Annotated in this window: 30 protein-coding genes, 1 tRNA gene and 1 pseudogene; 9 read left to right on the forward strand and 23 right to left on the reverse strand. The window is 64.9% G+C overall.

Features of this window, described 5'->3' with window-relative positions; translation table 11 throughout:
• Positions 1 to 61: 61 nt before the first annotated feature.
• Entirely contained in the window at positions 62 to 703 is a 642-nt protein-coding gene (locus A5906_RS10920; RefSeq protein ID WP_080135156.1) for a TetR/AcrR family transcriptional regulator, read from the forward strand.
• 39 nt (positions 704 to 742) lie between these two features.
• Here the strand turns inward: A5906_RS10920 and A5906_RS10925 are convergent, their stop codons facing one another.
• From A5906_RS10925 to A5906_RS10945, 5 genes are all read right to left on the reverse strand, one after another.
• Entirely contained in the window at positions 743 to 1,567 is an 825-nt protein-coding gene (locus A5906_RS10925; protein WP_080135157.1) for an alpha/beta fold hydrolase, read from the reverse strand.
• A gap of 113 nt (positions 1,568 to 1,680) precedes the next feature.
• Positions 1,681 to 2,190: a hypothetical protein gene (locus A5906_RS10930; RefSeq protein ID WP_080135158.1), complete on the reverse strand. Its 510-nt coding sequence runs from the start codon at positions 2,188 to 2,190 to the stop codon at positions 1,681 to 1,683.
• Positions 2,191 to 2,382: 192 nt separating this feature from the next.
• The gene (locus A5906_RS10935) at positions 2,383 to 2,691 is read right to left on the reverse strand and encodes an EthD family reductase (RefSeq protein ID WP_080135159.1); all 309 of its coding nucleotides are present in this window, start codon (positions 2,689 to 2,691) and stop codon (positions 2,383 to 2,385) included.
• A gap of 205 nt (positions 2,692 to 2,896) precedes the next feature.
• The gene (locus A5906_RS10940) at positions 2,897 to 4,603 is read right to left on the reverse strand and encodes an FAD-dependent oxidoreductase (RefSeq protein ID WP_080135272.1); all 1,707 of its coding nucleotides are present in this window, start codon (positions 4,601 to 4,603) and stop codon (positions 2,897 to 2,899) included.
• 51 nt (positions 4,604 to 4,654) lie between these two features.
• Positions 4,655 to 4,855, reverse strand: coding sequence for a hypothetical protein (locus A5906_RS10945; protein ID WP_080135273.1), 201 nt, complete (start codon positions 4,853 to 4,855; stop codon positions 4,655 to 4,657).
• 315 nt (positions 4,856 to 5,170) lie between these two features.
• Here A5906_RS10945 and A5906_RS10950 point away from each other — a divergent pair.
• Positions 5,171 to 5,245: transfer RNA gene (locus A5906_RS10950), tRNA-Thr, on the forward strand.
• 1,640 nt (positions 5,246 to 6,885) lie between these two features.
• Here A5906_RS10950 and A5906_RS10955 read toward each other — a convergent pair.
• The 5 genes from A5906_RS10955 to A5906_RS44215 form a co-directional block, all read right to left on the reverse strand.
• Positions 6,886 to 7,362: a cyclic nucleotide-binding domain-containing protein gene (locus tag A5906_RS10955; protein ID WP_080135160.1), complete on the reverse strand. Its 477-nt coding sequence runs from the start codon at positions 7,360 to 7,362 to the stop codon at positions 6,886 to 6,888.
• Positions 7,363 to 7,429: 67 nt separating this feature from the next.
• Positions 7,430 to 8,218 carry a class I SAM-dependent methyltransferase gene (locus A5906_RS10960; protein WP_080135274.1) on the reverse strand — a complete coding sequence of 263 codons (789 nt, stop codon included), beginning with the start codon at positions 8,216 to 8,218 and terminating at the stop codon, positions 7,430 to 7,432.
• Between the two features lie 98 nt (positions 8,219 to 8,316).
• Positions 8,317 to 8,955, reverse strand: coding sequence for a ferric reductase-like transmembrane domain-containing protein (locus A5906_RS10965; protein WP_080135161.1), 639 nt, complete (start codon positions 8,953 to 8,955; stop codon positions 8,317 to 8,319).
• Positions 8,956 to 8,965: 10 nt separating this feature from the next.
• Positions 8,966 to 9,469, reverse strand: coding sequence for a peptidase associated/transthyretin-like domain-containing protein (locus A5906_RS10970; protein WP_080135162.1), 504 nt, complete (start codon positions 9,467 to 9,469; stop codon positions 8,966 to 8,968).
• 190 nt (positions 9,470 to 9,659) lie between these two features.
• Positions 9,660 to 9,836, reverse strand: a complete 177-nt coding sequence (locus tag A5906_RS44215; RefSeq protein ID WP_186465150.1) for a hypothetical protein — start codon at positions 9,834 to 9,836, stop codon at positions 9,660 to 9,662.
• Positions 9,837 to 10,097: 261 nt separating this feature from the next.
• Between A5906_RS44215 and A5906_RS10980 the strand changes: the two genes are divergently transcribed.
• Both A5906_RS10980 and A5906_RS10985 read left to right on the forward strand, forming a co-directional pair.
• Positions 10,098 to 11,105 (forward strand): LLM class flavin-dependent oxidoreductase, encoded by a 1,008-nt coding sequence (locus tag A5906_RS10980; protein WP_080135164.1) that lies wholly within the window; start codon positions 10,098 to 10,100, stop codon positions 11,103 to 11,105.
• A 131-nt stretch (positions 11,106 to 11,236) separates the two neighbouring features.
• Positions 11,237 to 11,965 (forward strand): helix-turn-helix transcriptional regulator, encoded by a 729-nt coding sequence (locus tag A5906_RS10985; RefSeq protein WP_080135165.1) that lies wholly within the window; start codon positions 11,237 to 11,239, stop codon positions 11,963 to 11,965.
• 73 nt (positions 11,966 to 12,038) lie between these two features.
• Here the strand turns inward: A5906_RS10985 and A5906_RS10990 are convergent, their stop codons facing one another.
• Genes A5906_RS10990 through A5906_RS11015 form a run of 6 tightly spaced genes read right to left on the reverse strand, consistent with a single transcriptional unit; the run spans position 12,039 to position 16,656 of the window.
• Positions 12,039 to 12,914 (reverse strand): amidohydrolase family protein, encoded by an 876-nt coding sequence (locus A5906_RS10990; protein WP_080135166.1) that lies wholly within the window; start codon positions 12,912 to 12,914, stop codon positions 12,039 to 12,041.
• A gap of 12 nt (positions 12,915 to 12,926) precedes the next feature.
• Positions 12,927 to 13,322, reverse strand: a complete 396-nt coding sequence (locus A5906_RS10995; protein WP_063693448.1) for a RidA family protein — start codon at positions 13,320 to 13,322, stop codon at positions 12,927 to 12,929.
• 25 nt (positions 13,323 to 13,347) lie between these two features.
• Positions 13,348 to 14,151, reverse strand: a complete 804-nt coding sequence (gene hpaH / locus A5906_RS11000) for a 2-oxo-hept-4-ene-1,7-dioate hydratase (RefSeq protein WP_080135167.1) — start codon at positions 14,149 to 14,151, stop codon at positions 13,348 to 13,350.
• 3 nt (positions 14,152 to 14,154) lie between these two features.
• A complete protein-coding gene (locus tag A5906_RS11005) occupies positions 14,155 to 15,015 on the reverse strand; it encodes a fumarylacetoacetate hydrolase family protein (protein WP_080135168.1) in 861 nt (286 codons plus the stop codon).
• Positions 15,016 to 15,069: 54 nt separating this feature from the next.
• Positions 15,070 to 15,687 carry a flavin reductase family protein gene (locus tag A5906_RS11010; RefSeq protein ID WP_080135169.1) on the reverse strand — a complete coding sequence of 206 codons (618 nt, stop codon included), beginning with the start codon at positions 15,685 to 15,687 and terminating at the stop codon, positions 15,070 to 15,072.
• A 3-nt stretch (positions 15,688 to 15,690) separates the two neighbouring features.
• Positions 15,691 to 16,656: a Bug family tripartite tricarboxylate transporter substrate binding protein gene (locus tag A5906_RS11015; RefSeq protein WP_080135170.1), complete on the reverse strand. Its 966-nt coding sequence runs from the start codon at positions 16,654 to 16,656 to the stop codon at positions 15,691 to 15,693.
• Positions 16,657 to 16,787: 131 nt separating this feature from the next.
• Between A5906_RS11015 and A5906_RS11020 the strand changes: the two genes are divergently transcribed.
• The 4 genes from A5906_RS11020 (at position 16,788) to A5906_RS11035 (ending at position 20,383) form a co-directional block, all read left to right on the forward strand.
• Entirely contained in the window at positions 16,788 to 17,579 is a 792-nt protein-coding gene (locus A5906_RS11020; protein WP_080135171.1) for an IclR family transcriptional regulator, read from the forward strand.
• 150 nt (positions 17,580 to 17,729) lie between these two features.
• The gene (locus A5906_RS11025) at positions 17,730 to 19,025 is read left to right on the forward strand and encodes an O-acetylhomoserine aminocarboxypropyltransferase (protein ID WP_080135172.1); all 1,296 of its coding nucleotides are present in this window, start codon (positions 17,730 to 17,732) and stop codon (positions 19,023 to 19,025) included.
• A gap of 3 nt (positions 19,026 to 19,028) precedes the next feature.
• Positions 19,029 to 19,811 (forward strand): alpha/beta fold hydrolase, encoded by a 783-nt coding sequence (locus tag A5906_RS11030; RefSeq protein ID WP_080135173.1) that lies wholly within the window; start codon positions 19,029 to 19,031, stop codon positions 19,809 to 19,811.
• Positions 19,812 to 19,879: 68 nt separating this feature from the next.
• On the forward strand, positions 19,880 to 20,383 hold the full coding sequence (locus A5906_RS11035) for a DUF6496 domain-containing protein (RefSeq protein WP_080135174.1): 504 nt from the start codon (positions 19,880 to 19,882) through the stop codon (positions 20,381 to 20,383).
• 14 nt (positions 20,384 to 20,397) lie between these two features.
• Here the strand turns inward: A5906_RS11035 and A5906_RS11040 are convergent, their stop codons facing one another.
• Both A5906_RS11040 and A5906_RS11045 read right to left on the reverse strand, forming a co-directional pair.
• Positions 20,398 to 21,351 (reverse strand): aliphatic sulfonate ABC transporter substrate-binding protein, encoded by a 954-nt coding sequence (locus A5906_RS11040; protein ID WP_080135175.1) that lies wholly within the window; start codon positions 21,349 to 21,351, stop codon positions 20,398 to 20,400.
• 21 nt (positions 21,352 to 21,372) lie between these two features.
• Complete coding sequence (locus A5906_RS11045) at positions 21,373 to 21,594, reverse strand: hypothetical protein (protein WP_080135176.1); 222 nt, start codon at positions 21,592 to 21,594, stop codon at positions 21,373 to 21,375.
• A 394-nt stretch (positions 21,595 to 21,988) separates the two neighbouring features.
• On the opposite strand from A5906_RS11045, the gene A5906_RS11050 reads away from it, so the two are divergent.
• Positions 21,989 to 22,720, forward strand: coding sequence for an SDR family NAD(P)-dependent oxidoreductase (locus tag A5906_RS11050; protein WP_080135177.1), 732 nt, complete (start codon positions 21,989 to 21,991; stop codon positions 22,718 to 22,720).
• Positions 22,721 to 22,936: 216 nt separating this feature from the next.
• Here A5906_RS11050 and A5906_RS11055 read toward each other — a convergent pair whose 3' ends face one another.
• The 5 genes and pseudogenes from A5906_RS11055 to phnK all read right to left on the reverse strand — a co-directional run.
• A complete protein-coding gene (locus A5906_RS11055; RefSeq protein WP_080135178.1) occupies positions 22,937 to 23,548 on the reverse strand; it encodes a pyridoxamine 5'-phosphate oxidase family protein in 612 nt (203 codons plus the stop codon).
• An 88-nt stretch (positions 23,549 to 23,636) separates the two neighbouring features.
• On the reverse strand, positions 23,637 to 24,233 hold the full coding sequence (phnN, locus tag A5906_RS11060; RefSeq protein WP_080135179.1) for a phosphonate metabolism protein/1,5-bisphosphokinase (PRPP-forming) PhnN: 597 nt from the start codon (positions 24,231 to 24,233) through the stop codon (positions 23,637 to 23,639).
• A complete protein-coding gene (locus tag A5906_RS11065; protein ID WP_080135180.1) occupies positions 24,230 to 25,387 on the reverse strand; it encodes an alpha-D-ribose 1-methylphosphonate 5-triphosphate diphosphatase in 1,158 nt (385 codons plus the stop codon). The genes phnN and A5906_RS11065 overlap by 4 nt, the downstream gene beginning before the upstream one ends.
• Before the next feature lie 5 nt (positions 25,388 to 25,392).
• Positions 25,393 to 26,091 (reverse strand): phosphonate C-P lyase system protein PhnL, encoded by a 699-nt coding sequence (gene phnL / locus A5906_RS11070; protein WP_080135181.1) that lies wholly within the window; start codon positions 26,089 to 26,091, stop codon positions 25,393 to 25,395.
• 8 nt (positions 26,092 to 26,099) lie between these two features.
• Positions 26,100 to 26,336, reverse strand: a pseudogene (gene phnK, locus A5906_RS44220) (phosphonate C-P lyase system protein PhnK); the annotation flags it as partial.

Below are 26,336 nucleotides of genomic sequence, written 5' to 3' on the forward strand. Positions count from 1 at the left end.
ATAAAGGCCCGCGCGCGGACTAAATGTGCACTGAGTGCAACTTTGCAAGAGGCGGGATGATTTGAAGGCTTCGAAAGCGGTCAGGGAGGGCGCCAAGCCATTGTCAGCGGTCGCAAAATCGCCGCTGGCGGCCGGCCTGCGCCAGCGCAAGCAGCAGGAGACTCGCGAGCGGCTGACCCGCGCGGCGATGGCGCTGTTCCTGGAGCGCGGCTTCGAGGCCACGACCATCGACGACATCGCGGCCGCCGCCGATGTCTCGCGCCGCAGCTTCTTCCACTACTTCGCTTCGAAGGAGGACGTCGTCTCCGCCTGGCAGGAGGATGCCGCCGCCGCGCTGGTCACCGAGATCCTCGCACGGCCTGCGGACGAATCGATGCTGACGGCGGCGGAGAACGCGATCGCAGCGGCGATCAAGCGGATCGATCCCGCGGAAGCTGCGGCCATGTCGCAACTCAAGCGCGACAATCCCGCGCTGCAGGCGCGCGATCAGCTCAAATATGAGAAGCTCGAGCGGGCGCTCGCCGAGGGGCTTGCCCGGAGAGCGAAAAGCAAATCGGACCAGCCGAAGGCGCGGCTCGTCGCCATGATCGCCACCGGCGCGATGCGCGTCGGTGGCGAGAGCTGGATCGGTGAAGGCACGCGCGAGAAGCCGGAGGCTTTCGTGAAGCGCACCTTCGATGCGATCCGGGCGATATTGAAGTAAAGCGCTCACCCTACCCTGTAGGGTAAGGATCGCGCTCCATCACTCCCTGAAGAACGCCAGCAGATCGGCGTTGATCGTCTCCGCATGCGTAGTCGGCATGCCGTGAGGGAATCCCTTGTAGGTCTTCAGGATGCCTTTCTTGAGCAGCTTGGCAGAGAGCGGCGCGGAGTCGGCGTAAGGCACGATCTGGTCGTCGTCGCCGTGCATCACCAGCACGGGGACGTTGATCTTCTTCAGGTCCTCGGTGAAGTCGGTCTGCGAAAAGGCGACGATGCCGTCGTAGTGCGCTTTCGCGCCACCCATCATGCCTTGGCGCCACCAGTTCTCGATCACCGCTTCCAATGGTTTTGCGCCGGGGCGGTTGTAGCCGTAGAACGGGCCCGCCGCGATGTCGCGATAGAACGCCGAGCGGCCGGCGGCGAGCTGGGCCTGGAAATCGTCGAACACGCTCTTCGGCAAGCCGCCGGGATTGGCCGCGGTCTGCACCATCAGCGGCGGCACCGCCGAGAGGATCGCAGCCTTTGCGACGCGGCTCTCGCCGTGACGGGCGATGTAGTGCACGACCTCGCCGCCGCCGGTGGAGTGGCCGACATGGATGGCGTTCTTGAGATCGAGATGCGCGGTGAGCGCGGCCAGATCGTCGGCGTAGTGATCCATGTCGTGACCGTCGGCGACCTGCGCCGAGCGGCCGTGGCCGCGGCGGTCATGGGCGATGACGCGATAGCCGCGCGTGACGAAGTACATCATCTGCGCGTCCCAATCGTCGGCCGACAGCGGCCAGCCGTGGCTGAACACGACCGGCTGCCCCGAGCCCCAGTCCTTGTAGAAAATCTCGACGCCGTCTTTGGTGGTGATGGTGGGCATGGTGGGGCTCCTGTAGTGAGAGAGTCATTCCGGGGCACGCGAAGCGTGAATCCGGAATCTGGAGATTCCGGGTTCGATGCTGCGCATCGCCCCGGAATGACGGAATCAAGCGTTCAAGCAAACGCCATCGGCTTGTAGCGGCGCCAGGCGCCGATCGTAAGCACCACGAAGAACACCAGCACGATGCCCTGCACCACGGCGAAGACGGGACCGGAGGGCGGCGCCGGCGGCACGGCGGGCGCGAGCGCGGCGAGCGCCGGGACCTTCAGGAACGACTGGATCACCAGCACGAAGACGTTGAAATAGAGCGAGATCATCGCCGTCACGATGTAGACCGGACGCCAGACGCCGCTGAGCTTCATGCCGTAGAGCGCGAAGCAGGCAATCGCGAGCAGCACCAGCGAGATGATGCCGATGATGTGCGAGGGCAGCAGCTCCTTGAACGGAAACAGGAAGCCGGTGGCGCTGGTGAGGATCGTGAACAGCAGGAAGATCGCGGTGAGACCCGGCATCGACTTCGAGCCGAGCAGGCCGAACATTACAATGAGGCCCGCGATGATGCCGATCAGACTAATGATGACATGGACTAACGTGAAGGCGGGCAGGCTCAACCCGAGAACCATGACATCTCTCCTACTCTCTGCATCGAGATGATGAGAGTAGTATTACGCTCCTCATGGGATTGCCACATGCATTGGCGTCACATGGCTGTGCGAAGCCATGCGTCATCGTGCGAATCGACAAACGCATGACTGAGATTTTTGCAGCGCTGTCACGAACGACAGCAGGTTTTCAACGAAAGTTGAATCGATCCCTCAGACTTCCTTGGTGTCGAAGATCAGGAGGTCGGCGCCACCGCTGGCGAATTTCGGCACGTCGCCTGCGGCCGCCTTGCCCGCTTCGCTGCCGAAAGCCTTCTGGATGTCGGCCACGCTGTCGAAGGTGAGGATGGCGACGAGGTGGATTCCGGACGGGCCGGCGGGAGAGCCGACCGCGCCCGTGCTGACTGCGTATTTCTTCAGGCCGGGCAATTTCTTGGCGAGCGGAATGTGGGTCTCGGCATAGTGCTTGTCGAAGGCGGCAGCATCCTTGGGCGTCTTGTAGAGCACGACGAGTTCGGCCATTGAGTCCTCCCTTGGGAATCCCTGATTTTTCAACGCGCGATTGGCTTCGCGACGAGGCGATAGTCTGTGGGACGCGGCAAGATGGCAAGCCGGATTCGGCTTGCCATTTGCTTGTCTTGTCCTTGACCTACAGTTTGAGCACGGTCTCGTCGGAAAACCGCTCCACACTGTTCGCTGGCGCGGCCCTTCGGGTCCGGATCGTGCTTTAAAGCGCCGGTTTTGCGGCGTCGCCGAGATAGCCGTGCAGGGCGGCCACGACCTGGGCGCCCTCGCCAATGGCGCCGCCGACGCGCTTGACCGAGCCGGAGCGGACGTCGCCGACGGCGTAGACGCCGGGCACCGAGGTCTCGAGCGGCGCCACGAGCTTGCCCTGGTTCAACTCGGACTGTGCACCTGTCACCACGAAGCCGCCGCGATCGAGCGTCACGCCGCAGCCCTGGAGCCAGCTCGTAGCGGGATCGGCGCCGACGAACAGGAAGAGATTGCGGATGTCGGCTTCATCCTCATCGGTCGACAGCCGGCTCTTCCAGCGGACCCGCCGCAGCAGCGAGGTCTCGTCGCCTTCGAGCGCGGTGATCTCGGTGTTGAACATCAATTCGATGTTGGGCGTCGCTTCGATGCGCTCGATGAGATAGCGCGACATGCTGGCCCCGAGGCCCCCGCCGCGGATGATCATCAGCACGCGTTTGGCGTGGCCCGACAGGAACACGGCGGCCTGGCCGGCCGAATTGCCGGCGCCGACGAGGGCCACCTCCTCGCCAGCGCAGAGCTTCGCCTCGACCGGGGAGGCCCAGTACCAGACGCCACGGCCCTCGAACTTGTCGAGATTTTCGATCTCAGGCCGGCGATAGCGCGCGCCGCTGGCGACCACCACCGCGCGCGAGCGCAAGGTGTCGCCGCAATCCAGCGCCAGCGCGAAGGTGCCGCCACTGCGCGAGCAATCCAGCGAGCTCACCGACATGGGAATCATGATCTCGGCGCCGAACTTCTGCGCCTGGGTGAAAGCACGGCCCGCCAGTGCCTGGCCGGAGATGCCGGTCGGAAACCCCAGATAATTCTCGATGCGCGCGCTGGCGCCGGCCTGGCCGCCGAAGGCGCGGGTGTCGACAACCGCGACCGAGAGACCTTCGGAGGCCGCGTAGACCGCGGTCGCAAGCCCCGCCGGTCCGCAGCCGACGATGGCGACGTCGTAGATCCGGTTGTCCTTGGCCCCGCCGATCATGCCGATGGCGCGGCCGAGCTCGGTCTCGCTGGGATTGCGCAGCACCGTGCCGCCGGCCGTCACGACGAGCGGCCAATCCTCCGGCTTCGGCGAATAGCGCGCGATCAGCTCGGCGGCGTCATGCTCGCTGCCGGGATCGAGCAGATGATGGGGCTGGCCGTTGCGGGTGAGGAAGCCCTGCAGGCGCACCACGCCGGCGGAGTTCGACGGCCCGATCAGCACGGGACCGCCGACGCCGCCCTGGATCAGATTGACCCGGCGCAGAATCAGCGCGCGCATGATGCGCTCGCCAAGCTCGGCTTCGGCCACCAGCAGCGCGCGCAGCCGGTCCGGCGGGACGAGCAGCACCTCGACATCGCCCTCGGCGCGGCCGTCCACCAGCGCCGGCCGGCCCGAGAGCTGGCCGAGTTCGGCCAGAAATTGCCCCGGCCCCTGATCGATCACCGGGGTGACGTGACCGAGACCGTCGCGCTGGGTGATGGCGACGTGGCCCGACAGCACCACGAACATGCCCGGCCCGGGCTTGCCGGTCTCGAACAGCAGCTCGCCGTCCTTGTAGTGCCTGAGCTCGCCGAAATGGCGCAGGCGCTCGATCTCGGCTTGTGTCAGCGTCGGGAAGGTCTGCTCGGGACGTGTGAACTGCGGCATCAGCGCCTCCCGGTCGGTTCGTTGCACCTCGTCCTGCGCCATCGTCATTCCCGCTCATTCCAAAATCCACTGCCGGCCTTTAGTCGCCGGACTTCATTCACCGGTCTTGCCGACGGTCCCCTCGTTGAGGGAACCTTCGTCGTTCTGCGAGGGATCAGTGATTGCGGCGCGCTCGCGCGCCTGCAGCTTCCGCCGCTTCAGGTTTTCGCGCAGCGCCGATTTCAGCCGGTCGTCCCGGGACGTCCGGCCCTGTTTCGAATCCTGGCCCGCGCCGTTGTCGTTCCTGTCAGTCATCAATGGTCCATCGCCACGGTCGGCCATAACTTGCCCAACGAACATGGCAGCTCAAGAGGCGACGTCGATCCAATCGTGCGAAACTCGAAATGGATCGAATCCCGGCCCTGGGCCAACTGGCCAGTTGGGCGGGGACGTCAGACCCCAAATCAGGGAAAAGTCGGCCGATTCGGGCGAAAACGGGCAATTTGGCCCTGATATCGGCCCGATTTTCTCGTTTTGACGGGGCTTGCAAGCTTGCGCAGGAGGGGGGCTTGTGGCAGATATCGGCCCGCTTGGTAGGCCCCGTGGCGGCCGATTCTGATCCCAGCACATGCTGCCGTAGCTCAGTGGTAGAGCACTCCATTGGTAATGGAGAGGTCGACAGTTCAATCCTGTCTGGCAGCACCATTCTCTTCATTCAATCAGACATGAATCAGCGTTCTCGCGGCATCTGGCGCCCGAGTTTTGCTGTTTTCCTTGACCCTCTCCTTTGAAGAGGGCGCAGGGAAGGCCGGGTGCCGGCTGGCACCCACGGTCCACTGTGCGAAAGCACACGCAGAAAACTGCACAGCGGCATACAGGTGAAGCCCAACACACGGCCTTCCCTGCGCAGTGGTTTGACGGCTTATGCCTGCTCTCCCCGGAGCCGAGTTCCTTCTGGCCTCCGTCACCTCGCGAATTGACGATACCTCCAGGCCCGGTTGAGCCTGAAAACATCTCCGCAAGGCTTGACCGTAGCAACGACGGTCAGGACCACATGGTTTTGCCGTACGCAACTTCACCCCGCTTCGCCCGAGGGGCTTCGCGAAGGTATTGGCGCCGTCCGTCCGCACGGAGCACGACCTCACGAGGTTCATCTCGCCCTGGTCCCGCCTTCCCGTGCCCGACGCAGCCGCGTCCACCGCACCCCGATCCACGTTCGTTACGACGTACGATCGCCCCTCTCCGGGGACCGGGATGACGGGATCATGCTGCAAATCCGAAGTTCGGTAAAGTAGTATATTTTTGCCGAGCCGGGATTGACGGGGTTTGGGTGTTTTGCCCGACGGGTCAGATCGGCGGATGGAGAGGCAAGCCCNGCCCGCCGACACCTTCCACAGACGTGATGCCGAGGTCCTGACCGCGCAGGTAAGGTTAATTCTTCCTTTCGATTGTCGGTAAAATTTTATCTATTATCGTCTGCTCATTCATGATGAACCAGAGGCTCCGATAGTGTTTGCGTTTTGCCTGATCGTGACTGGGACTGTACTGCTTCTGACCGGCTTGGTTGCCTTCGGCTTTCATCGAAACTCGCTGCACTCGATGGCGTTGCTGTAGCCAAGCCAGGCTTTGTAGAGCGAAACCCATCAGAGCTTTGATCAGGGATAAAGCGGGTGGGCTCCGCAACTACTCGTGCATCAGCGTGTCGCCAACGCGTTCCTTCATCACAACCTGAAATCCATCTCGCAGGACGGCAAAGCAAGGAGTTGCGGCCCCATCGACGCGCCAGACGGCCCCCTACCGACATTTGACCGCCTCTCTCAAGGCCTGCACCCGTCCCGGACCATGTGCTGGCGAGCTTTTCGAGAAGCTGCAGTCGCACTGTCCGTTTGCCCTCCGTCGTGATAGTCTCATATCTCGCGTTCTGTCCGGGAGGACACAATGGGATGGTTTGACGGGCTGTTTGGAAGGACGTCGGCGCCTACGACCCCACTCCTTGCGAGATTCAGACGGAAATCACGGGCTCCGACTGATCCTGATTTGCTGAGGATTGCGAAAGACCGAAAAGGGCATGTCTCGAAGAGAGCCGTGAGAGACGAATATAACCGGCTGCTCCTGGAGAAGTATGTGCACGACAAGTCGTGACGTCTGACGCGCGTTGAGATTTGAATGCATTGTCATCGCGCTTCAGGCTGTTGTTTGCGCGTGCTCTTTCCGGAAAACCACTTCGCACTTTTCCGGATCATGCTCTGGCTCGCAGGACGGGCGGAGCGAAGCGAATCCCGTCAGCGTCTCGTCCGCTGGCAACATGATGGGTTTCGCGAGTGCTCCACCCTTCCTACGCACGATCAATTGCCGTCGCGCATCTGCTGCCCGGCGAAGCGATCGTCGGAGCGGCGCAGCCGTCGGCAGAGCTCGCGATTGATGTTCTGCAGGACGATCACATAGGCGTGGATGTCGGCCTTGTAGCAGGCGTAGAGATTTTGGGCTGTCAGGTCGTACAGCACGGTCGGCCCCTCCGCGACCACCGTGGCGGAGCGGTTCTGCATCTCGATCAGAGTCATCTCGCCGAAGAAATCCCCTCGCTGCAGCACGGAAATCGGAACGACGTTCCCTGAATTCGTGCGTTTGCTCACCACAAGACGGCCGGATCTGACGATGAACATCGAGCGTCCCGGCTCGCCTTCGGCCACGACGGTCGCACCGGCATCGAGACGGCGCTCGACCAGCATGGAAATCAGGAGGTCAAGGCTGGGGTCCGACAGACCGCCGAAGAACGGCGTCGCCAGCAGGAACGCTTTCAGATCGGGAGCAGTGACGGTCATCGCGCGAGGTTACGCCCCGTCGCGAATTGCGGCAAGCAGAGCAGATTGGCGCCCACCCTGCCCGCTGCTATCCGGGTCGGCGTCCTCTGATCGCGTGTGCGCGCGCACTGTAGGTGATGCGGCCATCGGCATCCGCCGGCAGGCGCGCACGGACCCGCGCGATCAGCGTCTCGACGTCTGCGGGCTTCATTGCGGCAACGGCAGGCCGGATCGCAGGCGACTTCAGACTGATGGCCCAGAACTCGTCGAATCCCGAAAAGGTCCGCTGCACCGTGATCTCGCGCGTTTGCACGTCCTGGAGGCCTGCTCCTCGCCAGAGGTCTTGCAGCGCTTCCATGCGGGAGGCGTCCAGCCGCGGCGGGCGCGTCGCCGCAATGCCCATCGCCTTCATCTCGTTGTAGATCGGGTCGAGCGGAAAGCCGCCTCCCAGCATGTCCCACATGTAGGTCACGACCGCGCCGCCGGGGACAACGACCCGCACCATTTCGCTGACGCCCTTGGCAGGATCCGGAACGAACACCAGGACCAGGGCCATCACGGCCGCATCGAAGCTGCCGTCGGCGAAAGGCAGCGCCATGGCGTCGCCCTGGCGAAACTCCGCGACGCGCGCCGCAGGCCGCGTGCGTGCGAAAGCGAGCTGCTCTGCCGAGGGGTCGATGCCCTGGACCTCGACCGGACTGCATCGCTCGACCAGGAGCTCAGTGAAGGCTCCGTTGCCGCAACCGATATCGATCCACCGCAAGCCGGCCGGAGGAGCCAGCCAATCAAGGAATATCCCGCCGGCGGACCGGCTCCAGACTCCCATCATCTGCTCGTAGGCAGCACCGTCGTCGAAGTGAATTGTCGGCTCTGGCATTTCGAGATCCTCCCAGCCCGATGACGATCCTTCGCGCGCCATTCTGCGCACAAAGGATGGAAGCGGGAAAGTCCTCGGTGCGACCCGGTCCGCGCGGCTCACTGCCGTGCAATGCTCTCGCCGCGGAGCGCCCTTCGCTTCCGCCACACCTGCAGGTCGATCATGACCTTCACGGTTGCCGCGAGGACGAGTGCGCACAGCGCCGCCTTCGAGATCGTCTCCATGGTCCCCTCGATCAGCAGACAATGGACCACGCTGCCTGCGACGATGACGATCGCGAGCGGCATGTGAAGGAAGCGCCAGGTTCGCGGTCGCAATCCCAATCGCCGGCGCAGCAGCGCCAGCAGCGCGACGATGAAGATGGCCCACATGGCGATGACGCCAAAGGGCGAGAACGGTGTCGGCGAGGCGAAGGTCAGGGCGTCGATCATGTCGGGCGGGCTGGTGATCCAGAGGCCGGCGACGTGGATCACGATCGCGAGGGCCAGCGCGCCGCCGATCCAGTGATGAGCGCGCCGTCCGCGATAGCCTGAGAATCCCGGCATGTAGCCGCCGACCAGCAGGGGCTGGACGAGCACGAGGCCGAGGGCAACGATGCCGGCGAATCCGGCGAGGATATAGACCGGACCGCGCCATGCGAGCTGCTCGCTCGATGCGGCAGCGGCGATCGGCGCGCCGACGGCAACGGCAAGGACAGCCCAGATCAGGATCGCCCGGGCCGACGTCCGCCCCGTCATTCGTGATCCGTCAGGTGGGCTGCAGGACGAAGTGCGCCTCGAGGCTGGTGTCCTTCGGGCTTCGCATCACCGGGCGCAGGAAGACGGTCTTGAACTCGCCGCTGTCATAGGCGAGGTGGCCGTGCGGCTGGCCGAAGATCGGAATGATCTGTGGCATCTCGAGCCGGAACCTGCCGTCCTTGTCGGTGAGCGTGGCACCATGGCTCTGCGGCTCATGCTCCTGACCTTCGACCGTGTGCGCCCAGATCTGGATGCGCTGTCCGGCCAGCGGAGCGCCGTCGCCGGCACGGCGGACAGTGCCACTCATCCAGAAACCACCCTTGCCGATCCGGTCCACGATCGCCGCGCCCTTGCGGTAATTGTTCGCCCCGCCCGACATCGATTCCGTCGGCGCGAGGCCGTCCGCGCGGGCCGGCAGCAGGAGGCCGGAAGTGCCGGCCGCCAACATTCCGGTTGCGAGGACGGAGCCGCCCGCGGCGAGGAGGTTGCGGCGGTTGAGTGCGACAATGGCCATGTCAGTTCCTCCGGGCGACCGGGCAGTGACTCCGGCAAACCTACAACAACAGGCGCAAAACGCCCAGTTGGGGCAAAGGGCGCAACAGGTCGCAATAACAGTGTTGTGAACGGAGGGGCAGGCCACTCAGACGGCTGCGTAGGATGGAGGGAGCGAAGCGATTCGCAGCTGCTCTACCCATCCCCGCAATTCAGCCGCGCTTGCCCTGTTGTCGTTCAAGGCGGAGCCTTTGTGCTCTCATGCGTTTTATCTCTTCGTTGAGAGCGTCGGTTTTTTCATCAAGGCGTGAAGTCTTTGATTTCGGCTCGTCGCGCTGACGTATCTTTTCGAGCGCTTTCTCAACCGAGAGCTTGGTCGGATCGGCCATCATACCTCTCCAGGAAGGAATCGAAGCAACCAATGCTGGAAGTGAAAATGAAGCCAGGTTTTGAATGTTGACGTAAGTCAAACCTGCGGCGGACGTCCGCTGGATCAAACAGGCTGCCTGGGCGGTTCGCCGGTCACCCCCGACAATTCCGAATGGCATCGTTGCGCCCCTGTCCAATCGACACTGCAGCGCTAACATTTGGACTGGACGGCATTACATATGGAGCCCCGACGCATAGGCCCTCCACCCGGACCCTCACGCATGATCCCCTTCTCCGTGCTCGACCTCGCTCCCATCCGCCAGGGCGGCGACGCGGCGCAGGCGTTTCGCAATTCGCTCGATCTTGCCCAGCATGCGGAGAAATGGGGCTTCAAGCGCTTCTGGCTGGCCGAACATCACAACATGACGGGCATCGCGAGTGCGGCGACCTCGGTCGTGATCGGGCATGTCGCGGGCGGGACGAAGACGATCCGCGTCGGGTCCGGCGGGGTCATGCTGCCGAACCATTCGCCGCTGGTCATTGCCGAACAGTTCGGCACGCTGGAGTCGCTCTATCCCGGGCGAATCGATCTCGGGCTCGGGCGGGCGCCGGGTACGGACCAGTTCACGGCGCGGGCGCTGCGACGCGACCTTGCCACCACGTCGGAGAATTTTCCGCAAGACGTGCTGGAATTGCAGGCGCTGCTCGGCGATGTGCAGCCGGACCAGGCGATCCGTGCCGTACCCGGCATGGGGACCAAAGTGCCGCTCTGGATCCTGGGCTCGAGCACCTTTGGCGCGCAGCTTGCGGCCATGCTCGGCCTGCCCTTCGCGTTCGCCTCGCATTTCGCGCCGCAGATGATGATGCCGGCGCTGCGCGAATATCGCGCGCGCTTCGAGCCCTCGGCGCAGCTCGACAAGCCCTATGCGATGGTCGGCGTCAACGTCTTCGCGGCGGACAGCGATGCGGAGGCGCAGCGCATGTTCTCCTCGCTGCAGCAGCAGTTCATCAAGCTGCGCCGCGGCACGCCCGGTCCGCTGCCGCCGCCGGTCGACGACATGGACGCGCTGTGGTCGCCGGCCGAGAAGGCCATGGTCGGCCAGTCGCTGTCCTGCTCCGCGGTCGGCTCGCCTGAAGTGGTCGAAGAAAAGCTGAAGGCGCTGATCGCCGAGACCGGCGCCGACGAATTGATGACCACGGGGCAAATTTACGATCACGCCGCGCGGCTGCGCTCGTTCGAGATCGCCGCCGAGGTGCGCGACCGGCTGGCGGCGTCGCCCAATCGCTGAGCCAGGCACCGGCGCGCCGCGCTGGCCGAAAACATGCACGAGATTGCGGGCCCGGCAATGGTGTCCTAAACTCGCGACATGGAAGGGGCAGCGTAGCGCCGATCCCTCAAGGCCTGATCGCAGGATCGACGATGGATGTGATCCGCAGCCGTGCATTCGAGTTCATCGAGACGGTCCAACAACTTCCCGACACCGCGAGTGTCCTGGACGCGATGGGGCGCATGCTCGGCCAGTACGGCGCCGACCAGTTCTGCTGCTCCTATGTCGCGCCGCTCTCGACCGAAGTCCCGCGCGAGGCCGTTCTCGCCCATCGGCTGCCGCACGGCTTTCTGGATATGTACTCCGCCGAGCAGTTCGTCTGGGACGATCCGGCGCTACGCTACTGCAAGACGACGCTGCGTCCGTTCCGATGGTTCAGGGAGGCGCCATTCGATGCGGCCCGGGAACCGCGCGCGCTCGAACTGGTCCGCCGCGCCCGCGACTTCGGGCTGGTCGACGGCGTGATGGTCCCGATCGCTTCGCCCGCCAACCGCATCGGTCAGGTGTTCTTCGGCGGCCGCGAAATCGATCTGCCGGAGCGTGATCTGCCGGCTCTCCATCTCATGGCGCTCTATGCCTTCGACCGGGCGCTGGCACTGCGCGGGCAGCCCGAGGCACGGACACTCGCGCTGTCCCTGCGCGAGTGCGAGGTGCTGACACTGGCTGCGATCGGGAGATCCACCGAGGACATCGCCGACGCGCTGGCGATAGCGCCGCGCACCGTGAAGGCGCACGTCAAGAGCTGCTGCAAGAAGCTCGGCGCGACCACCCGCACGCAGGCCGTGATGATCGCCATGCGCGACCGGATCATCTCACCCTGATCGGTCGCGCGACGGATTGTTGCCCGCGCATGATCCTTCCGGAAAACCGCTCCGAACTTTTCCGGATCATGCGTTAGTCCGGAAAGCCGAACAGTTTTGCCGGATTGTGCACCAGGATCTTGTCCAGCTCGGCCTGGTCGGGCGCGTAGCGGTACATCAGCTCGAGCAAATCGGCATCGTTGGGCGGCTGCTTGACCGAGACCGGGTGCGGCCAGTCGCTGGCCCAGACGCAGCGGTCGGGGGCGGCCTCGATATAGGCGCGCGCAATCGGGATGACGTCGTCATAGGGCGGGCCGGCCTTCGAGGTCTTCTCGCCGAGCGACAGCATGACCCAGAAATTGCCCTTGGCCAGCAGCTCCAGCATCTTGCGCAGGTTCGGATCGGCCTTGCCGGCTTGCGGATCAGGCCGCGCCATGTGGTCGATCAGCACGGGCACGTCGAGATTCTCGTATTTGGCGACGCTGGAGACGATGCCGTCCTTCTCCGGCTGGATCTTGACGTACCAGCCGAGCTCCCGGATGCGGGCGATGGCGCGGGCGAAATCGGCATCCGAGAGCACGGCTCCGAGCTCCTGGCGGAAGCTGAAGCGCGCGCCGCGCACGCCGGCATCATGCAGCTTGGAAAGATACGAGTCGCTCGCTTCGGCGAACACCAGCGCGTTGGCGCAGCCGCGATAGTTCGGCCCCATCGCGGCGAGGCCGTCGAGCACGACGGCATGATCGGCGCCATAAGTGGTGGTCTGCACGATGATGCCGCGCTCGATGCCGAGCGTCTTGTGCATGCGCAGTGCCGCTTCCCAGGTCGCCGTCGGCATCCGGTAGGCAGCGCCAGGACGCTCCGGATATTTGTCGATGGGACCGAGCACGTGGAACTGGCTGTCGATGGTCTTCGGCGGCGGCGCCTTGACCGGGCGGCGCGGATTGGGATCGAACGGCAGATAGGTCGGCATGCATACGCTCCTTCAGTCGATCACGGCGGTGAAGTCGCACTGCACCAGCGCGCCGCCATCCATGTTGTCCATCGGCAGCGCGTGGCGCGCCGGGCGCGAATGCTCGTCCGGAAACATCTTCAGCCACTCGACATTGACCGGACCGCGCTGCGTGCGGTCCTTCAGCCACACCGTCATCTTGATGATGTCGTCGGTGGTGCCGCCTGCCGCCTCCACCGTCGCCTTCATGTGCGCGAACATGTTTGCGCATTGCGCATCGAGGCTCTCGGGCATCGCATTGGTCGCGGGATCGCGGCCGAGGATGACGCCCGACATCACGAGATTGCCGATGCGGCAGGCGTTCGGGATCGGATTGACGTGCTTGAAGCCGCCGATGTGGATGCTCTTGCGCCGCGATTGGCCGGTCATGGTGCGCTCCCTTCTTGTTGTTGGTTCAGACGAACTGGCACGACACCGAGCCGAACGCGCCGTAGTCGGCATGAAAAGTGTCGCCGCGGCGGATGTCGACCGGACGCGTGAACGATCCCGCCAGCACCACCTCGCCGGCGGCGAGATATTCGTCATGCGGCGCGAGGCGGTTGGCGAGCCAGGCAATGCCGTTGGCGGGGTGATTGAGAACGCCGGCGGCAAGGCCGGTCTCCTCGACCTCGCCGTTGCGGAACAAGAGCGCACCGATCCAGCGCAGATCCGCATCCATCGGACGGATCGGCCGGCCGCCGAGCACCAGTGCGGCATTGGCGGCGTTGTCCGAGATGGTGTCCATGACCTTGCGCGTCTTGCCGGTCTCGGGATCGACGCGATGCATGCGTGTCTCCAGGATCTCCAGCGCGGGCGTGACGTAGTCGGTGGCGTTGAGCACGTCGAAAATGGTGCAATCGGGCCCGCGCAGCGGCGCCTTCAGCACGAAGGCGAGCTCGACCTCGATCCGCGGCGCGTGGAAGCGGTCGAACGGGATGGGCGTCGCGTCGGCATAGAACATGTCGGCGAACAACACGCCGTAATCGGGCTCGTTGATGCCGACCGCATTCTGCATCGCTTTCGAGGTCAGGCCGATCTTGTGGCCCTTGATGACCCGGCCGCGGCCGAGCTGAAGTTTTGTCCAGGTGCGCTGGACCGCGTAGGCATCCTCGATGCTGAAATCCGGATATTCCTTCGAGAACATCGGGATCAGCGTCTTGGTGCGCTCGGCTTCATCAAGGCGCGCGGCCAGGCGCTCGATCGTGGCATGATCCAGCATGCTCTATTGCTCCGCGGCGACGGTGTTGCGCAGCACGCCGATGCGGCTGGACTCGACTTCGACGACGTCGCCGACTTTCAGCCAGCGCGGCGGATCGAAGCGCGCGCCTGCGCCGGTCGGCGTGCCGGTGACGATCATGTCGCCGGGCTTGAGGGTGGCGAAGGTGGAGAGATAAGAGATGATGAAATCGAACGGGAACATCAGCCGCTCGGTCGTGTCCTGCTGCCGCAGTTCGCCGTTGACGCGGGTGACGATGTCGTGCGGTCCGCGCGGGTCGAGCTCATCCGCCGTGACGATCCACGGGCCGATGCTGCCGGAGCGGTCGAAATTCTTGCCCTGCGTGACGTTGAACTTGCCGTGGCGCAGCCAGTCGCGGATCGTGCCTTCGTTGCACAAGGTCATGCCGAAGATATGCGACCACGCCTGTTCGCGCGGGATGTGACGGCCGCCCTGCCCGATCACGATGACGAGTTCGCCTTCATAGTCGAGCTGATCGGAGACCTTAGGCTTCTCCAGCGGCTGGCCGGAGCCGGTGATCGAGGACATGCTGCGCACGAACAGGCTGGGATATTTGGGCAGGTCCGAATTGTCTTTGTATTCCGCATTGCGCTCGGCGTAGTTGACGCCGATGCACCACAGCTTTTCCGGCGCCGCCACCGGCGGCAGCAGGACGAGCTTGTCCAGCGCGTGATCCGGCTTTTGTCCGGCGACGGCTTCCTGCGCCTCGGCGAGCGCATTCGCCGCGATCAGCGCCTTCACGTCCGAATAGTCGCGGCCGATCCGCCTGGTCAGATCGACCACGCCGCCTTCCACGGCCGCGCCATAGCGCGTCTCGCCATCCAGGAGATAGCTCAGGAGTCGCATTGTCATTTCCTCCGGTGATCTTGAAGCGACCTGGCCCGCGAGGGACCCGCGCACTCAGTCTTTCGATTTGGGAGTCTGGAAGACGGTATTGAGCGTCACGATCTCGCCGAGGGTGGCGTAGCGCGGCCCGCCGATGCGGGCGATCGGGTCGAGCGCCTTGGTCTCGACCTTGCCGTCGTTGACGAGGCCGTCGCGCAAATGGAACATCACGACCTCGCCAACGATGAGCCGGCTCTTGGCGTCGCCGAATTCGAGGCATTGCCGGAAGCGGCACTCCATCGCGACGGGAGCTGCGCCAAGCCGCGGCACCTTGATGCGCTCGCTGGCGATCGTCTCCAGGCCGAGTTCTTCGACCTCGCTGATCTCAGGTGGATGCTCGATCGAACTGTCGTGCACCGCCTTCATCAGGGGCGTATCGGCGATGTGGATGACGTATTCCTCGGTGTCGAGGATGTTGTGCGCGGTGTCCTTGTAGTCTGCGCCCTTGCGGCCGACGCTGATGGCGAGCATCGGCGGCTTCTGCGAAACGAAAGTGAAGGCGCTGAATGGAGCGAGGTTGAGCACGCCCTTGCTCGACAGGCTCGTGACCCACGCGATCGGGCGCGGCACCACGATGCCGGTCATCAGGCGGTAGATGCGCTCGGCGCCGAGCTCGGTGGGGTCGATTCGCATCGATCAGTCAGCCTTGATGTTGGCCTTGCGCACGACCGGGATCCACTTGGCGTCCTCGCGCTCGAGATAGGCTCTGAACTCGTCGGGCGTCATCGCGGTTGCTTCGCCGCCGAGTTTTTCGAACTTGTCGATCACGCCGGGATCTTTCAGGATCGCGACCAGCGTTTCGTGCAGCTTGTCCACGACCGGCCCGGGCGTGCCCGTCGGCGCGAACAGGCCCGTAAAGGTCTGGCCGTCAAAATCCTTGTAGCCGAGCTCGGCGAAGGTCGGGACGTCGGGCAGCGACTTCAGGCGATGCGGGCTGGTCACGGCGAGCGCACGGAACAGGCCAGCCTTGATGTGCTGCAGGCTGACGGTGAGCTGGTCGAATGCGAACTGGACCTGGCCACCGAGCAGGTCGTTGATCGCCGGCGCGTTGCCGCGATAGTGCGCGGTGACCCATTGCAAATCGAGGTTCGACTGCATCAGCTCGCTGAGCAGATGGTTGGTGGTGCCGGGGCCGGGCGAGGCCATGGTCAGCTTGCCGGGCTCGCGCTTGGCGAGCTCGATGAATTCCTTGAAATTGTTGGCTTGGACCGACGGATGGACCTCGAGCACCAGCGGCGTCATCGAGATGGTCGAGATGGGAAGGAAATCCTTCTTCCAGTTATAAGCCTCGCGCTTGTTGATCTCGGTCGCGAACAGCACCGGGCCGTTGGCGCCGACGAACAGCGTGTAGCCGTCTGGGACCGACTTCGCGAAGGCTTCGCCCGCGATCATGCCGCCGGCGCCGGCCTTGTTCTCGATGATGAAGGGCTGTCCCAGCTTTTCCTGGAGCTTGTCGGCGACGATGCGCGCGGCGCTGTCGACATTGCCGCCGGCGGGATAGGGCACGATCAGCTTGACGCTGCGGGCGGGCCATTGCTGACCAGAGGCGGGTCCTGCCAGCATCGCGGCCGCAGCAGCGATGGCAATCCAGATTAATCTCATGTTAACCTCCCAGCCGCGCTTCCAATTCCAAACCGGGTGCCGCTGACGTCGCGCATGGCATCCCGGTCGCGGCGCAATCTCCAGATGCGCACTTTACCTGTCGAGTGAATTGTGGCGTTCTTGTCCATATTATGGACAGAAGCAGAATAGCCCGCAACGCCATGGAACCGCGGCAAGGCGCGCAGGCGATCCGGCGCGCGCTTGCTGTGCTGCGTATTCTTGCCGCAGGGCGTGAGGATGGTGTGCCATTGGCCGAGGTGGTGCGAACCACTGGCCTCACCCGCCCGACCGTGCATCGCATCGTGCATGTGCTGATCGAGGAAGGCATCGTCGAGCGGCACGCGCGCACCGGCCGCTACGCGATCGGCAACCAGGTGCCGGAGCTCGCGCTGGCGCGTCCCCGGCCATCGCGGCTGCTGATGGCCGCCAATCCCTCTTTGCAACGTGCATCCGCCGCCATCGGCGACACGCTGTTCCTGACCGTGCGCACCGGCAACGACACGCTGTGCGTCGACCGCAGGATCGGCGTCTATCCGATCCAGGTGCTGTCGATCGAGGTCGGCGCGCGCCGGCCGCTCGGCGTCTCCAGCGCAGGCGTCGCCATCCTCGCCGCGATGGCGGCGCCGGAGGCGCGAAAAATTGTCGCGGCCAACGAGAAGCGGTTCGAGGCCTACCGGACCGACGTCGCGACGGTGCTCGGCGAGGTCACCGCCGCGCGGCGGCTGGGATACGGAATGAGAGAGATTGGCCTCGTGCAGGGCACGAAATCGATCTCGACCTGGATCAAGACTCCGGACGGGCAGCCCGCCGCGGCGATGACCGTTTCCGCCGTTCGCACGAGGCTCGGCCCGAGGCGGGAGCAGGAGGTGGCGGAGATTTTGCTGCGGGAAGCGCGGATCATCGAGCAGGCGATTGGGGGGTAGTCACAACCAGCGCTCAGACTGCAGTCCTTCGCCTCGCCCCCCTTGCAGGGAGAGGGAGCACACTGCCCTTGCGGCGCTGTCAATGGCTGACTTGGTCCTTCGTTTTGTGGCACAACGGCCGCCATCACCGACCGACCAACGAGGCCACGCATGCCCGCGCCAAAGCCGCCTGCCTTCGAGACCCTGAGCCTGCATGCGGGCCAGCATCCGGATCCCACGACCGGCGCCCGCGCGGTGCCGATCTACCAGACCACGTCCTACGTGTTCCAGGATTCCGACCACGCCGCCGCGCTGTTCAACCTGGAGCGTGCCGGTCACATCTATACGCGCATTTCCAATCCGACCACCGGCGTGCTGGAGGAACGGCTCGCCGCGCTCGAAGGCGGCGTCGGCGCGATCTGCACCGCGAGCGGCCAGGCGGCGATGCACCTGGCCATCGCGACGCTGCTGAATGCCGGCGACCATATCGTGGCGTCGAGCTCGCTCTATGGCGGCACCATCAACCTTTTGGCGCACACGCTGCCGCGGTTCGGCATCACCACGACGTTTGTGAAGCCGCGCGATCTCGACGCGTTCCGGTCGGCGATCAAGCCGAACACGAAGCTCGTGATCGGCGAGACCATCGGCAACCCCGGCCTTGAAGTCCTCGACATTCCCAAGGTCGCAGCGATCGCGCATGAGGCAAAAATTCCACTGCTGATCGACAACACTTTTGCCACGCCCTATCTCAGCCGCCCGATCGAGCTAGGGGCCGACATCGTGATGCATTCGGCGACCAAATGGATCGGCGGCCACGGCATCGCGATCGGCGGCGCCATCGTCGACGGCGGCCGGTTCGACTGGCGCGCATCGGGCAAATTCGGCGTGCTGACCGACCCCTATGGCGGCTATCACGGCATCGTCTTCGACGAACAATTCGGCACGGCCGCCTTCATCATGCGCGCGCGCACCGAGGGCCTGCGCGATTTCGGTGCCTGCCTGTCGCCGACCAACGCCTTTCAGCTGTTGCAGGGCGTCGAGACGCTCGGCGTGCGCATGGACCGCCACATGCAGAACACGCATCTGGTGCTGGAGGCGCTGAAGTCCAACAAGGCCGTCGACTGGGTGCTGCATCCCTCGCTCGAGGACCACACGGACTACCAGCTCGCCAAGACGCTGCTGCCGCGCGGTGCCGGCTCGATCGTGTCCTTCGGCATCAAGGGCGGCCGGCCCGCGGGCCGCAAGTTCATCGAATCCCTGCGCATGATCAGCCATCTCGCCAATGTCGGCGATGCCAAGACGCTGGTGATCCACCCCGCCTCGACCACGCATCAGCAGATGGACGCCGAGCAGCTCAAGGCCGCCGGCATCGGCGAGGAGCTGGTGCGGCTCTCGGTCGGCATCGAGACCGCTTCCGACATCATCGACGACCTCAACCAAGCGCTGCGCATCTCGCAAAAGGCCTGACACATGAAGCTCTCCGTCAACGGCACCGAGGTATTTGTCGCAACCGGCGGCCGCGACTTCGACAAGTCCCTACCTGCCGTGGTCTTCATTCACGGCGCCGGCTTCGACCATTCGACCTGGGCGCTGCATACGCGATGGTTTGCCCATCATGGTTTTTCCGTTCTCGCGCCCGATCTGCCCGGCCATGGCCGCTCGGCAGGCCCCTCGCTTGGCACCATCGCAGAGATGGCCGACTGGACGGCGGCGCTGCTCGATGCGGCTGGAGCTACGAAAGCGCATCTGATCGGCCATTCCATGGGATCGCTGATCTCGCTGGAGACTGCCGCGCGGCATCCCGACAAGGTCTCCGCGCTGAGCCTGATCGGTACAGCCGCGACCATGGCGGTCGGTCCCGATCTGCTGAAGGCTGCCGAGGCCAACTCGCAGGATGCCAACGACATGGTGTCGATCTGGGGCCTCGGCTTTAACGCGGAGCTCGGCGGCAGTCTCGCGCCGGGCCTGTGGATGCATGGCGGCGCGCAGGCCGTGCTGAAGGCCTGCGAGCCGGGGGTCCTGTTCAGGGATCTGTCGGCCTGCAATGCCTACGCGAATGCGCTTGCTGCCGCGGCGAGCGTGAAGGTGCCGGCGACGCTCATTCTCGGCGAGCGGGACATGATGACGCCGGCCAAGGCCGGCAAGGCGCTCGCCGCCGCGATCCCGCATGCCAAGACTGTCGTGGTGCCCGGCGCCGGCCACATGATCATGGCCGAACGCCCGGACGAGTTGCTGGCCGCGCTGAGGAACTGAACGGATCGATCTTCTGCCTGAAGCGTTGCGGTCAGACATCCCTCTGACTCAAGAAGGGGAACTCGACCATGCCAAGACAGGAAGTCATTCGCAAAGCGAAGCAGGACAAGCGCGCGGGCAAGTCGGCCAGCACGCAGGCCGGCGAATTCGTCAAGGACGAGATCGAGAGGATCCGGAAAGGCAAGCACGGCGCGCGCTCGACCAAGCAGGCTATCGCCATCGGCCTGTCCGAGGCGCGTCGCGCCGGTGTCGATCTGCCGCCACCGAGCAAGGGACGCGCCAAGAAGGCAACGCGCCGCAGCGCCAAATACGCTTACGAGGTCGGCCAGGGCAAACGCACCCCGAAGCGCCGGCCAAAGGTATCACGTGCCGTCGAGAACGTCCTGAAGAAGGAGCCGCGCTCCACGGCATCGCGCGGCGCGCTGTCGAAGCAAGCCAAGCGGGCCGCAAGCCGCCGAACCGCAGCGTCCCGCTCGGCCGCCGCGCGGAAAGCGAGCCGCACCAAGGGATCGAAGGTCCGCTCCGCCGCTGCAAAGAAGGCGGCACGCACCAGGGCGCGCCGCCGGAGTTGATCGGCGGCGCCGGTTCAAGACCCCGGCGTCCATTTCCAGACGATGTCGGAGATGGTGACCGGCTTCGGGATCAGGCCGAGCTTTGCGAAACGATCTGCGACCGCCTGCTGGCTTGTGACAATTTCGGCATCCAGCGGCACAACGCGGAAGTTGGAGCGATCGACGAAGCGCCTGACGGCCTCGATGTCAACACCGGTCGCGTCCGCCTGCGCCTTGGCGACGTCCTCGTGATGTTCGTTGGCCCAGACGCCTTCGGACGCGAAGCTCGTGTTGAGCTTCGCGACCAGCGCAGGATACTTCTCCACGAAATCCGTGTTGGCGATGTAGAACGCGTTCGGCTTGTGCACATCCTTGTCGAAGGCGATGACGCGGGCGTTCTCCTTCAACTCGGCGAGCGCGAGATAGGGATCCCAGATCGACCAGGCATCGACCGAACCCTTGACGAAGGCTGCCGTCGCATCCGCAGGCGCAAGCGGCGCCGGCGTGATGTCGGACCAGGAGAGCCCGGCCTTTTCGAGCGCCGCGACCAGGAGATTGTGCGCGCTCGAACCCTTGCCGAAGGCGACGCGCTTGCCCCTGAGATCGGCCAGCGTCCTGATAGCCGAGTCCTTCGGCACGATGATCGCCTGGGTGTTGCCGTCCGACTTCACTGCGGCGACGTAGCGGATCTTGGCGCTGCCGGCCTGCGCGAAGATCGGCGGGGAGTCGCCGACATAGCCGAAATCGACACTGCCGACATTGATGGCTTCCAGCAGCGGCGGACCGAACTGGAAGTCGACCCACTTGATCTCGATGCCCAGCGGCCTGAAGGCGTTCTCGAGCGTCTGGCGCTGGCGCACTGCCGGGAAGAAGCCCCCCTTCTGCGTACCGATGCGGATTTCCGCAGGTTTGTCCTCGGCGCGCGCGGGTGCGGCCATGGCGGTCGCGAGCAGGAGCGTCGTTGCCAGAACGTGTCGTCGGGTGATCATAACGCGGTCCTTTCGGTGGGATCAGTTGGCGAAGAGGTGCGAGCTCGCGCGACGGCTACGCTCGGAGAACACGGCACGGGCGGCGCGCTCGGCCTCGCGGGCCGAGCGGAACTGGCGGCCTTCGAGGCTGTCGAACAGACGCTCGGAGGAGAAGAAGCGGAAGCCACGCTCATCTCTCGTGATGATGCCGGCGGCGCGGTCGTGGATCTCGATGATGTAGGCGTTGGATTGGGTCTGGGACATGACTGCTCGTTCGCCGAAAATTCGGCGTTCCTGTCTCGGGATTTTCGGGTGTTGGGGGCTGTTAAGAGATGGTCAGCAACAACAACAGGCGCCCGTTGCCGCCGAGAAACAGCGCCGCGTCACGCATGCCTGCATGTCGTTTTGATTGCGCTGATGGTCGGTTCTCATATCGCGGCTTCAAGCTCGAGGAGCAGTCTCTACGCTGCGAATATCTGGCGTTTGGGACGATTGGTCAATGAAATGGCTATCCATATTTGCGACGCGCGCGCTGGGGCGCTTCTCCCGTCGCAAGCACCGGCAGACGGATTCATCTCGCGATGAGTTCAACGCGCACGGGCGGCGGACATGATAGGCTTCGAGTAGCCACAAGACCGATGATTTGGAGGTTCCAGGCATGGCGGATGTTCTGAAGGGGCGCACGGCGCTCGTGACCGGGGGCTCGCGCGGAATTGGCGCTGCCGTCTGTCGTGCGCTGGCGGAGGCCGGCGCTTCCGTGGCCATCAATTGCCGCGAGCAGATCGGCCAGGCCGAACAGCTCGCAGGCGAGATCGTCAAGCAGGGCGGCCGCGCCGTCGTCGTCGCCGCCGACGTCTCGCAGCGCGAGGCTGTGGCCGATATGGTCGAGCGCGTCACGGCCGGGCTCGGACCGATCGACATTCTCGTCAACAATGCCGGCATCGCGATCACGCGCGGCATCGACGATCTCACCGAGGACGATTTCGACCGCACCATCCTGGTCAACCTGAAATCCGTCTTCCTGTGCACGCAGGCGGTGCTGCCGTCGATGCGCGCGCGAAAATGGGGCCGCATCGTCAACATCTCCTCGGGCGCCGCGCGCGGTGCCGGCTCGATCGGCCCGCACTACAACGCGTCCAAGGCCGGCATGGAGGGCCTGACGCGAGGCTACGCGGCGCGGCTGGTGAAGGACGGCATCACCGTCAATGCGGTGGCGCCCTCGCTGATCGAGACCGACATGATGAGCGGACAGGCCGGCCTCGTCAGCCGCATCCCTCTCGGCCGCTTCGGCACCGCGGAGGAAGTGGCGAAAGCCGTGATGCTGCTGGTCGACAATGCCTATATGACCGGGCAGACGGTCGCGCTGAGCGGCGGGATGGCGTTTAATTGAAGGTGGCGGGCTCCTCTTCCTTCTCCGCTTGCGGGAGAAGGTGGCGCGAAGCGCCGGATGAGGTATCTATCCCGCGCGACGCTTTTCGTGAGGATGGATTCCCCTCACCCGTCTCGCCGCTGTCACCCTAGCCGATGCTACGCATCGGCGTTCCTTGGGACGGCGGCCCAAGGGCCGCCTATGCCACCCTCTCCCACAAGCGGAGAGGGTAAAAGATCACCACATCGTCGCCGCGGCCCGCGCCGCCCAGCCGCGGTCATACTCCGCGCCGCCGACCTTGTTCTCGCTCATCTCGGCGAGGATCTGCCCCGGCGTCGGCAGCGTCTTCAGATCGACGCGTTTGTCGGGGTTCCAGAGATCGGCGCGGACGATGGCGCGGGCGCACTGGAAGTAGATTTCCTCGACCTTCATCACCATGACGCTGCGCGGCGCCTTGCCCTCGACCTTGAACGAGGCGAGCAACTCCGGATCGACAGAGAGATGCGCCCGGCCGTTGGCCCGGACCGCATTGCCCGAGCCTGGGATCAGGAACATCAGCGACACCCGGGGGTCGCGCACGATGTTGCGCAGGGAGTCGACCCGGTTGTTGCCACGGCGATCCGGCAGCATCAGCGTTCTGGGATCGTGAATGCGGACGAAGCCGGGCAGATCGCCGCGCGGCGAGCAGTCGATGCCCTCCGGCCCGATGGTGGCGAGCGCTGCAAACGGCGCCTTCTCGATGAAGATGCGGTAGAGCGGGGTGACGTGGTCGGCGACTTTCACGGTCGAGGCGTCGTTGGTGGCGCCGTAGATGGCTTCTAACTGTTCGACCGTTTCGATCACCGTCATGCCACTCTCTCCTTGTTGCGCCGCTTTAGGTTCTATTTTTGAGCATGATCTTTTCGAAAAACCGCGGCACACTTTTCCGGATCATGCTCTACTCGTGCCAGCCTTCATTCCTGATCACGCGCACGAGCTGGCGGCTGTGATACTCCGCGCTGCCCGCATTGAGAATGGTGACATCGGCATTGGCCGACGCGCTATCGACGCTACGCGACAGCCGCTCGGTGATGTTGCCGTCGCTGTGCCGGGCGCGTGCGGCGAGCCGCTGCGCCAGCACGTCCGGCGGCGCCGTGATCGCGACCACCACGACGTTGGCATAGGCCTGGCGCAGCGCTGCGATCACCGTACGCGAGACATTCGCGACGACAGCGCGGCCGGCGCGGATGTCGTCGTTGATCTCGAGCGGCAGCGCATAGGAATGCCCGTGTGCCTCCCAATGCACGGCGAAATCGCCGTGCTCGCGCGCGCGTCGGAATTCATCTTGGCTCACCGCAATATTGTCCTCGTCGGCGGAGGACGCACGCGTCACGACGCGGCGCGGGAACACGATGTCGGGATCGTCGCTGCAGGCCGCCTGCGCCTGCCGCAAGAGCGTGTCCTTGCCGGCGCCGCTGGGACCGACCACGAGCACGAGCCGGCCGGGCCCAATCGCGCCCGTTTGATCCTGCGCCATGATCGTCGTCTCGCTCATGCGACGCGGTGTCCTTCGCGCCAGACGCTGCGGACGACCGGAACATGGCCTGCAACATGCACGCGGATCAAATCGGCGCGCTTGCCGGTCGCGACCTCGCCGCGGTCGGTGAGGCCGACAGCCTCGGCCGGCGCTTTCGTCACGGTGCGAACCGCAGCCGGAAGGCTGATCGCGGGCACATGTTCCGGCAGTTGCAACGCGGCCATGAGAAGGCTCGACGGGATGTAATCCGACGACAGGATGTCGAGCAGGCCTTCGCGGGCGAGATCGACCGCGGCGATGTTGCCGGAGTGAGAGCCGCCGCGCACGACGTTGGGCGCGCCCATGAGGATGTCGATGCCGGCCTGGTGCAGGCCGCGCGCGGCCTCCAGCGTGGTCGGGAATTCCGCCACCGAAACGCGATCGCGCACGGCGTCCGCAACGTTCTCCTCGGTGGTGTCGTCGTGGCTCGCGAGCGGAATCTGGTACTGATGCGCCAGCGCTACGATCTCGCGCATGTTGGCCGCCGCATAGAGCCTCTGATATTCGAAGCGCTTTGCGAACAGCTCGTCGAGCTCGGCGTCGGTCTTGCCGCCGCCCTTGCCGCGATAATAGTCGCGCAGCTTGACCTCGTCGCGGAACTGGCGCTGGCCCGGCGTGTGGTCCATCAGCGACATCAGCTTCACGTCGGGACGATCGATCAGCTCCTTGGCTTCCTCGACCACGCTCGGCATCGGGATTTCGCAGCGCAGGTGCAGGAAGTGGTCGGCGCGCAGCAGGCTGGCCTCGCGTGCACTGGTGATCGCGGCGGCGAGCACGCCGGCGCGGCCGTCGACCTCCTCGGCGCCGTCCTCGCGCCAGACCCGGAGCGAATCGAACACGGTGGTGATGCCCGAGGTGGCGAGCTGGCCGTCATAGGAGATGACGGCGGCGACCGGATTCCAGAACACCTTTGGCCGCGGCACGTAATGCGCTTCGAGATGGTCGGTGTGGAGCTCGATCAGGCCGGGCATGATCAGATCGCCGCCGGCATCCTCTGCGCCCGCAGGCGCAGTCCCATCGCCGATCTCGGCGATGCGTCCGCCGGCGAGCGCGAGCCAGCCCTGCTCGATCACCCGGTCGGCCAGCACGATCCTGGCGTTGGCGATCACTGTGTCCTTCGGCTTCATTTCCATGTCCTTCAGGCCGCGGCGGCAAAGCTGGTGACGTCGACGATGCGGTCGGCAATCAGATGACGGATTTCGTCGTCATGGACAATGGCGACCATGGCGACGCCCCCGCGCTTCTTCTCGGCGATCAGCTCGACCACCACGGCGCGGTTGGCGGCATCGAGCGAGGCGGTCGGCTCGTCCAGCAGCAGGATCGGCAGATCCGAGATGAAGCCGCGCGCGATGTTGACGCGCTGCTGCTCGCCGCCGGAGAAGGTCGCGGGCGGGAGCTGCCAGAGCCTTTCGGGAATGTTGAGGCGGTGCAGCAGCTCGCCGGCGCGCGCCTGTGCGTCGGCGCGGCTCATGCCGCCAGCGATCAAAGGCTCGGCGACGACGTCGATGGTGGCAACACGCGGCACTGCCCGCAGGAACTGGCTGACATAGCCGATGGTGGCGCGGCGGATGTTGAGGACCTGCCGCGGCTCGGCGGTGGCGAGATCGACCACGACGCCGCGATGGCGGATGCCGATGCGGCCGCTGTCGCAGCGGTAGTTGCCGAAGATCATCTTCAGGATCGACGATTTGCCGGCGCCGGATGGCCCCGAGAGCACGACGCATTCGCCGGGGTTGACGTTGAAGGTCACGCCGCTGACGACAGGCAGCTCGATGCCGCCTTGCAGGTGCATCGTAAAGGTCTTCTTCGCATCGGTGACGTCGATCATGGCGGTCATTGGAAGGCTCATGGCGGCAAAATCGAGGAGACGAGGAGCTGGGTATAGGGCTCGCGGGGGTCGTCGAGCACCTGGTCAGTGAGGCCGGTCTCGATGACGCGGCCGCCCTTCATCACCATCACACGGTGTGACAAGAGGCGCGCCACCGCAAGATCGTGGGTGACGATGACGACAGCGAGGTTCAGCTCGGCGACGAGGCTGCGCAGGAGGTCGAGCAGGCGGGCCTGCACGGACACGTCGAGACC

Source organism: Bradyrhizobium sacchari (genome assembly GCF_002068095.1).
Lineage (GTDB): Bacteria > Pseudomonadota > Alphaproteobacteria > Rhizobiales > Xanthobacteraceae > Bradyrhizobium > Bradyrhizobium sacchari.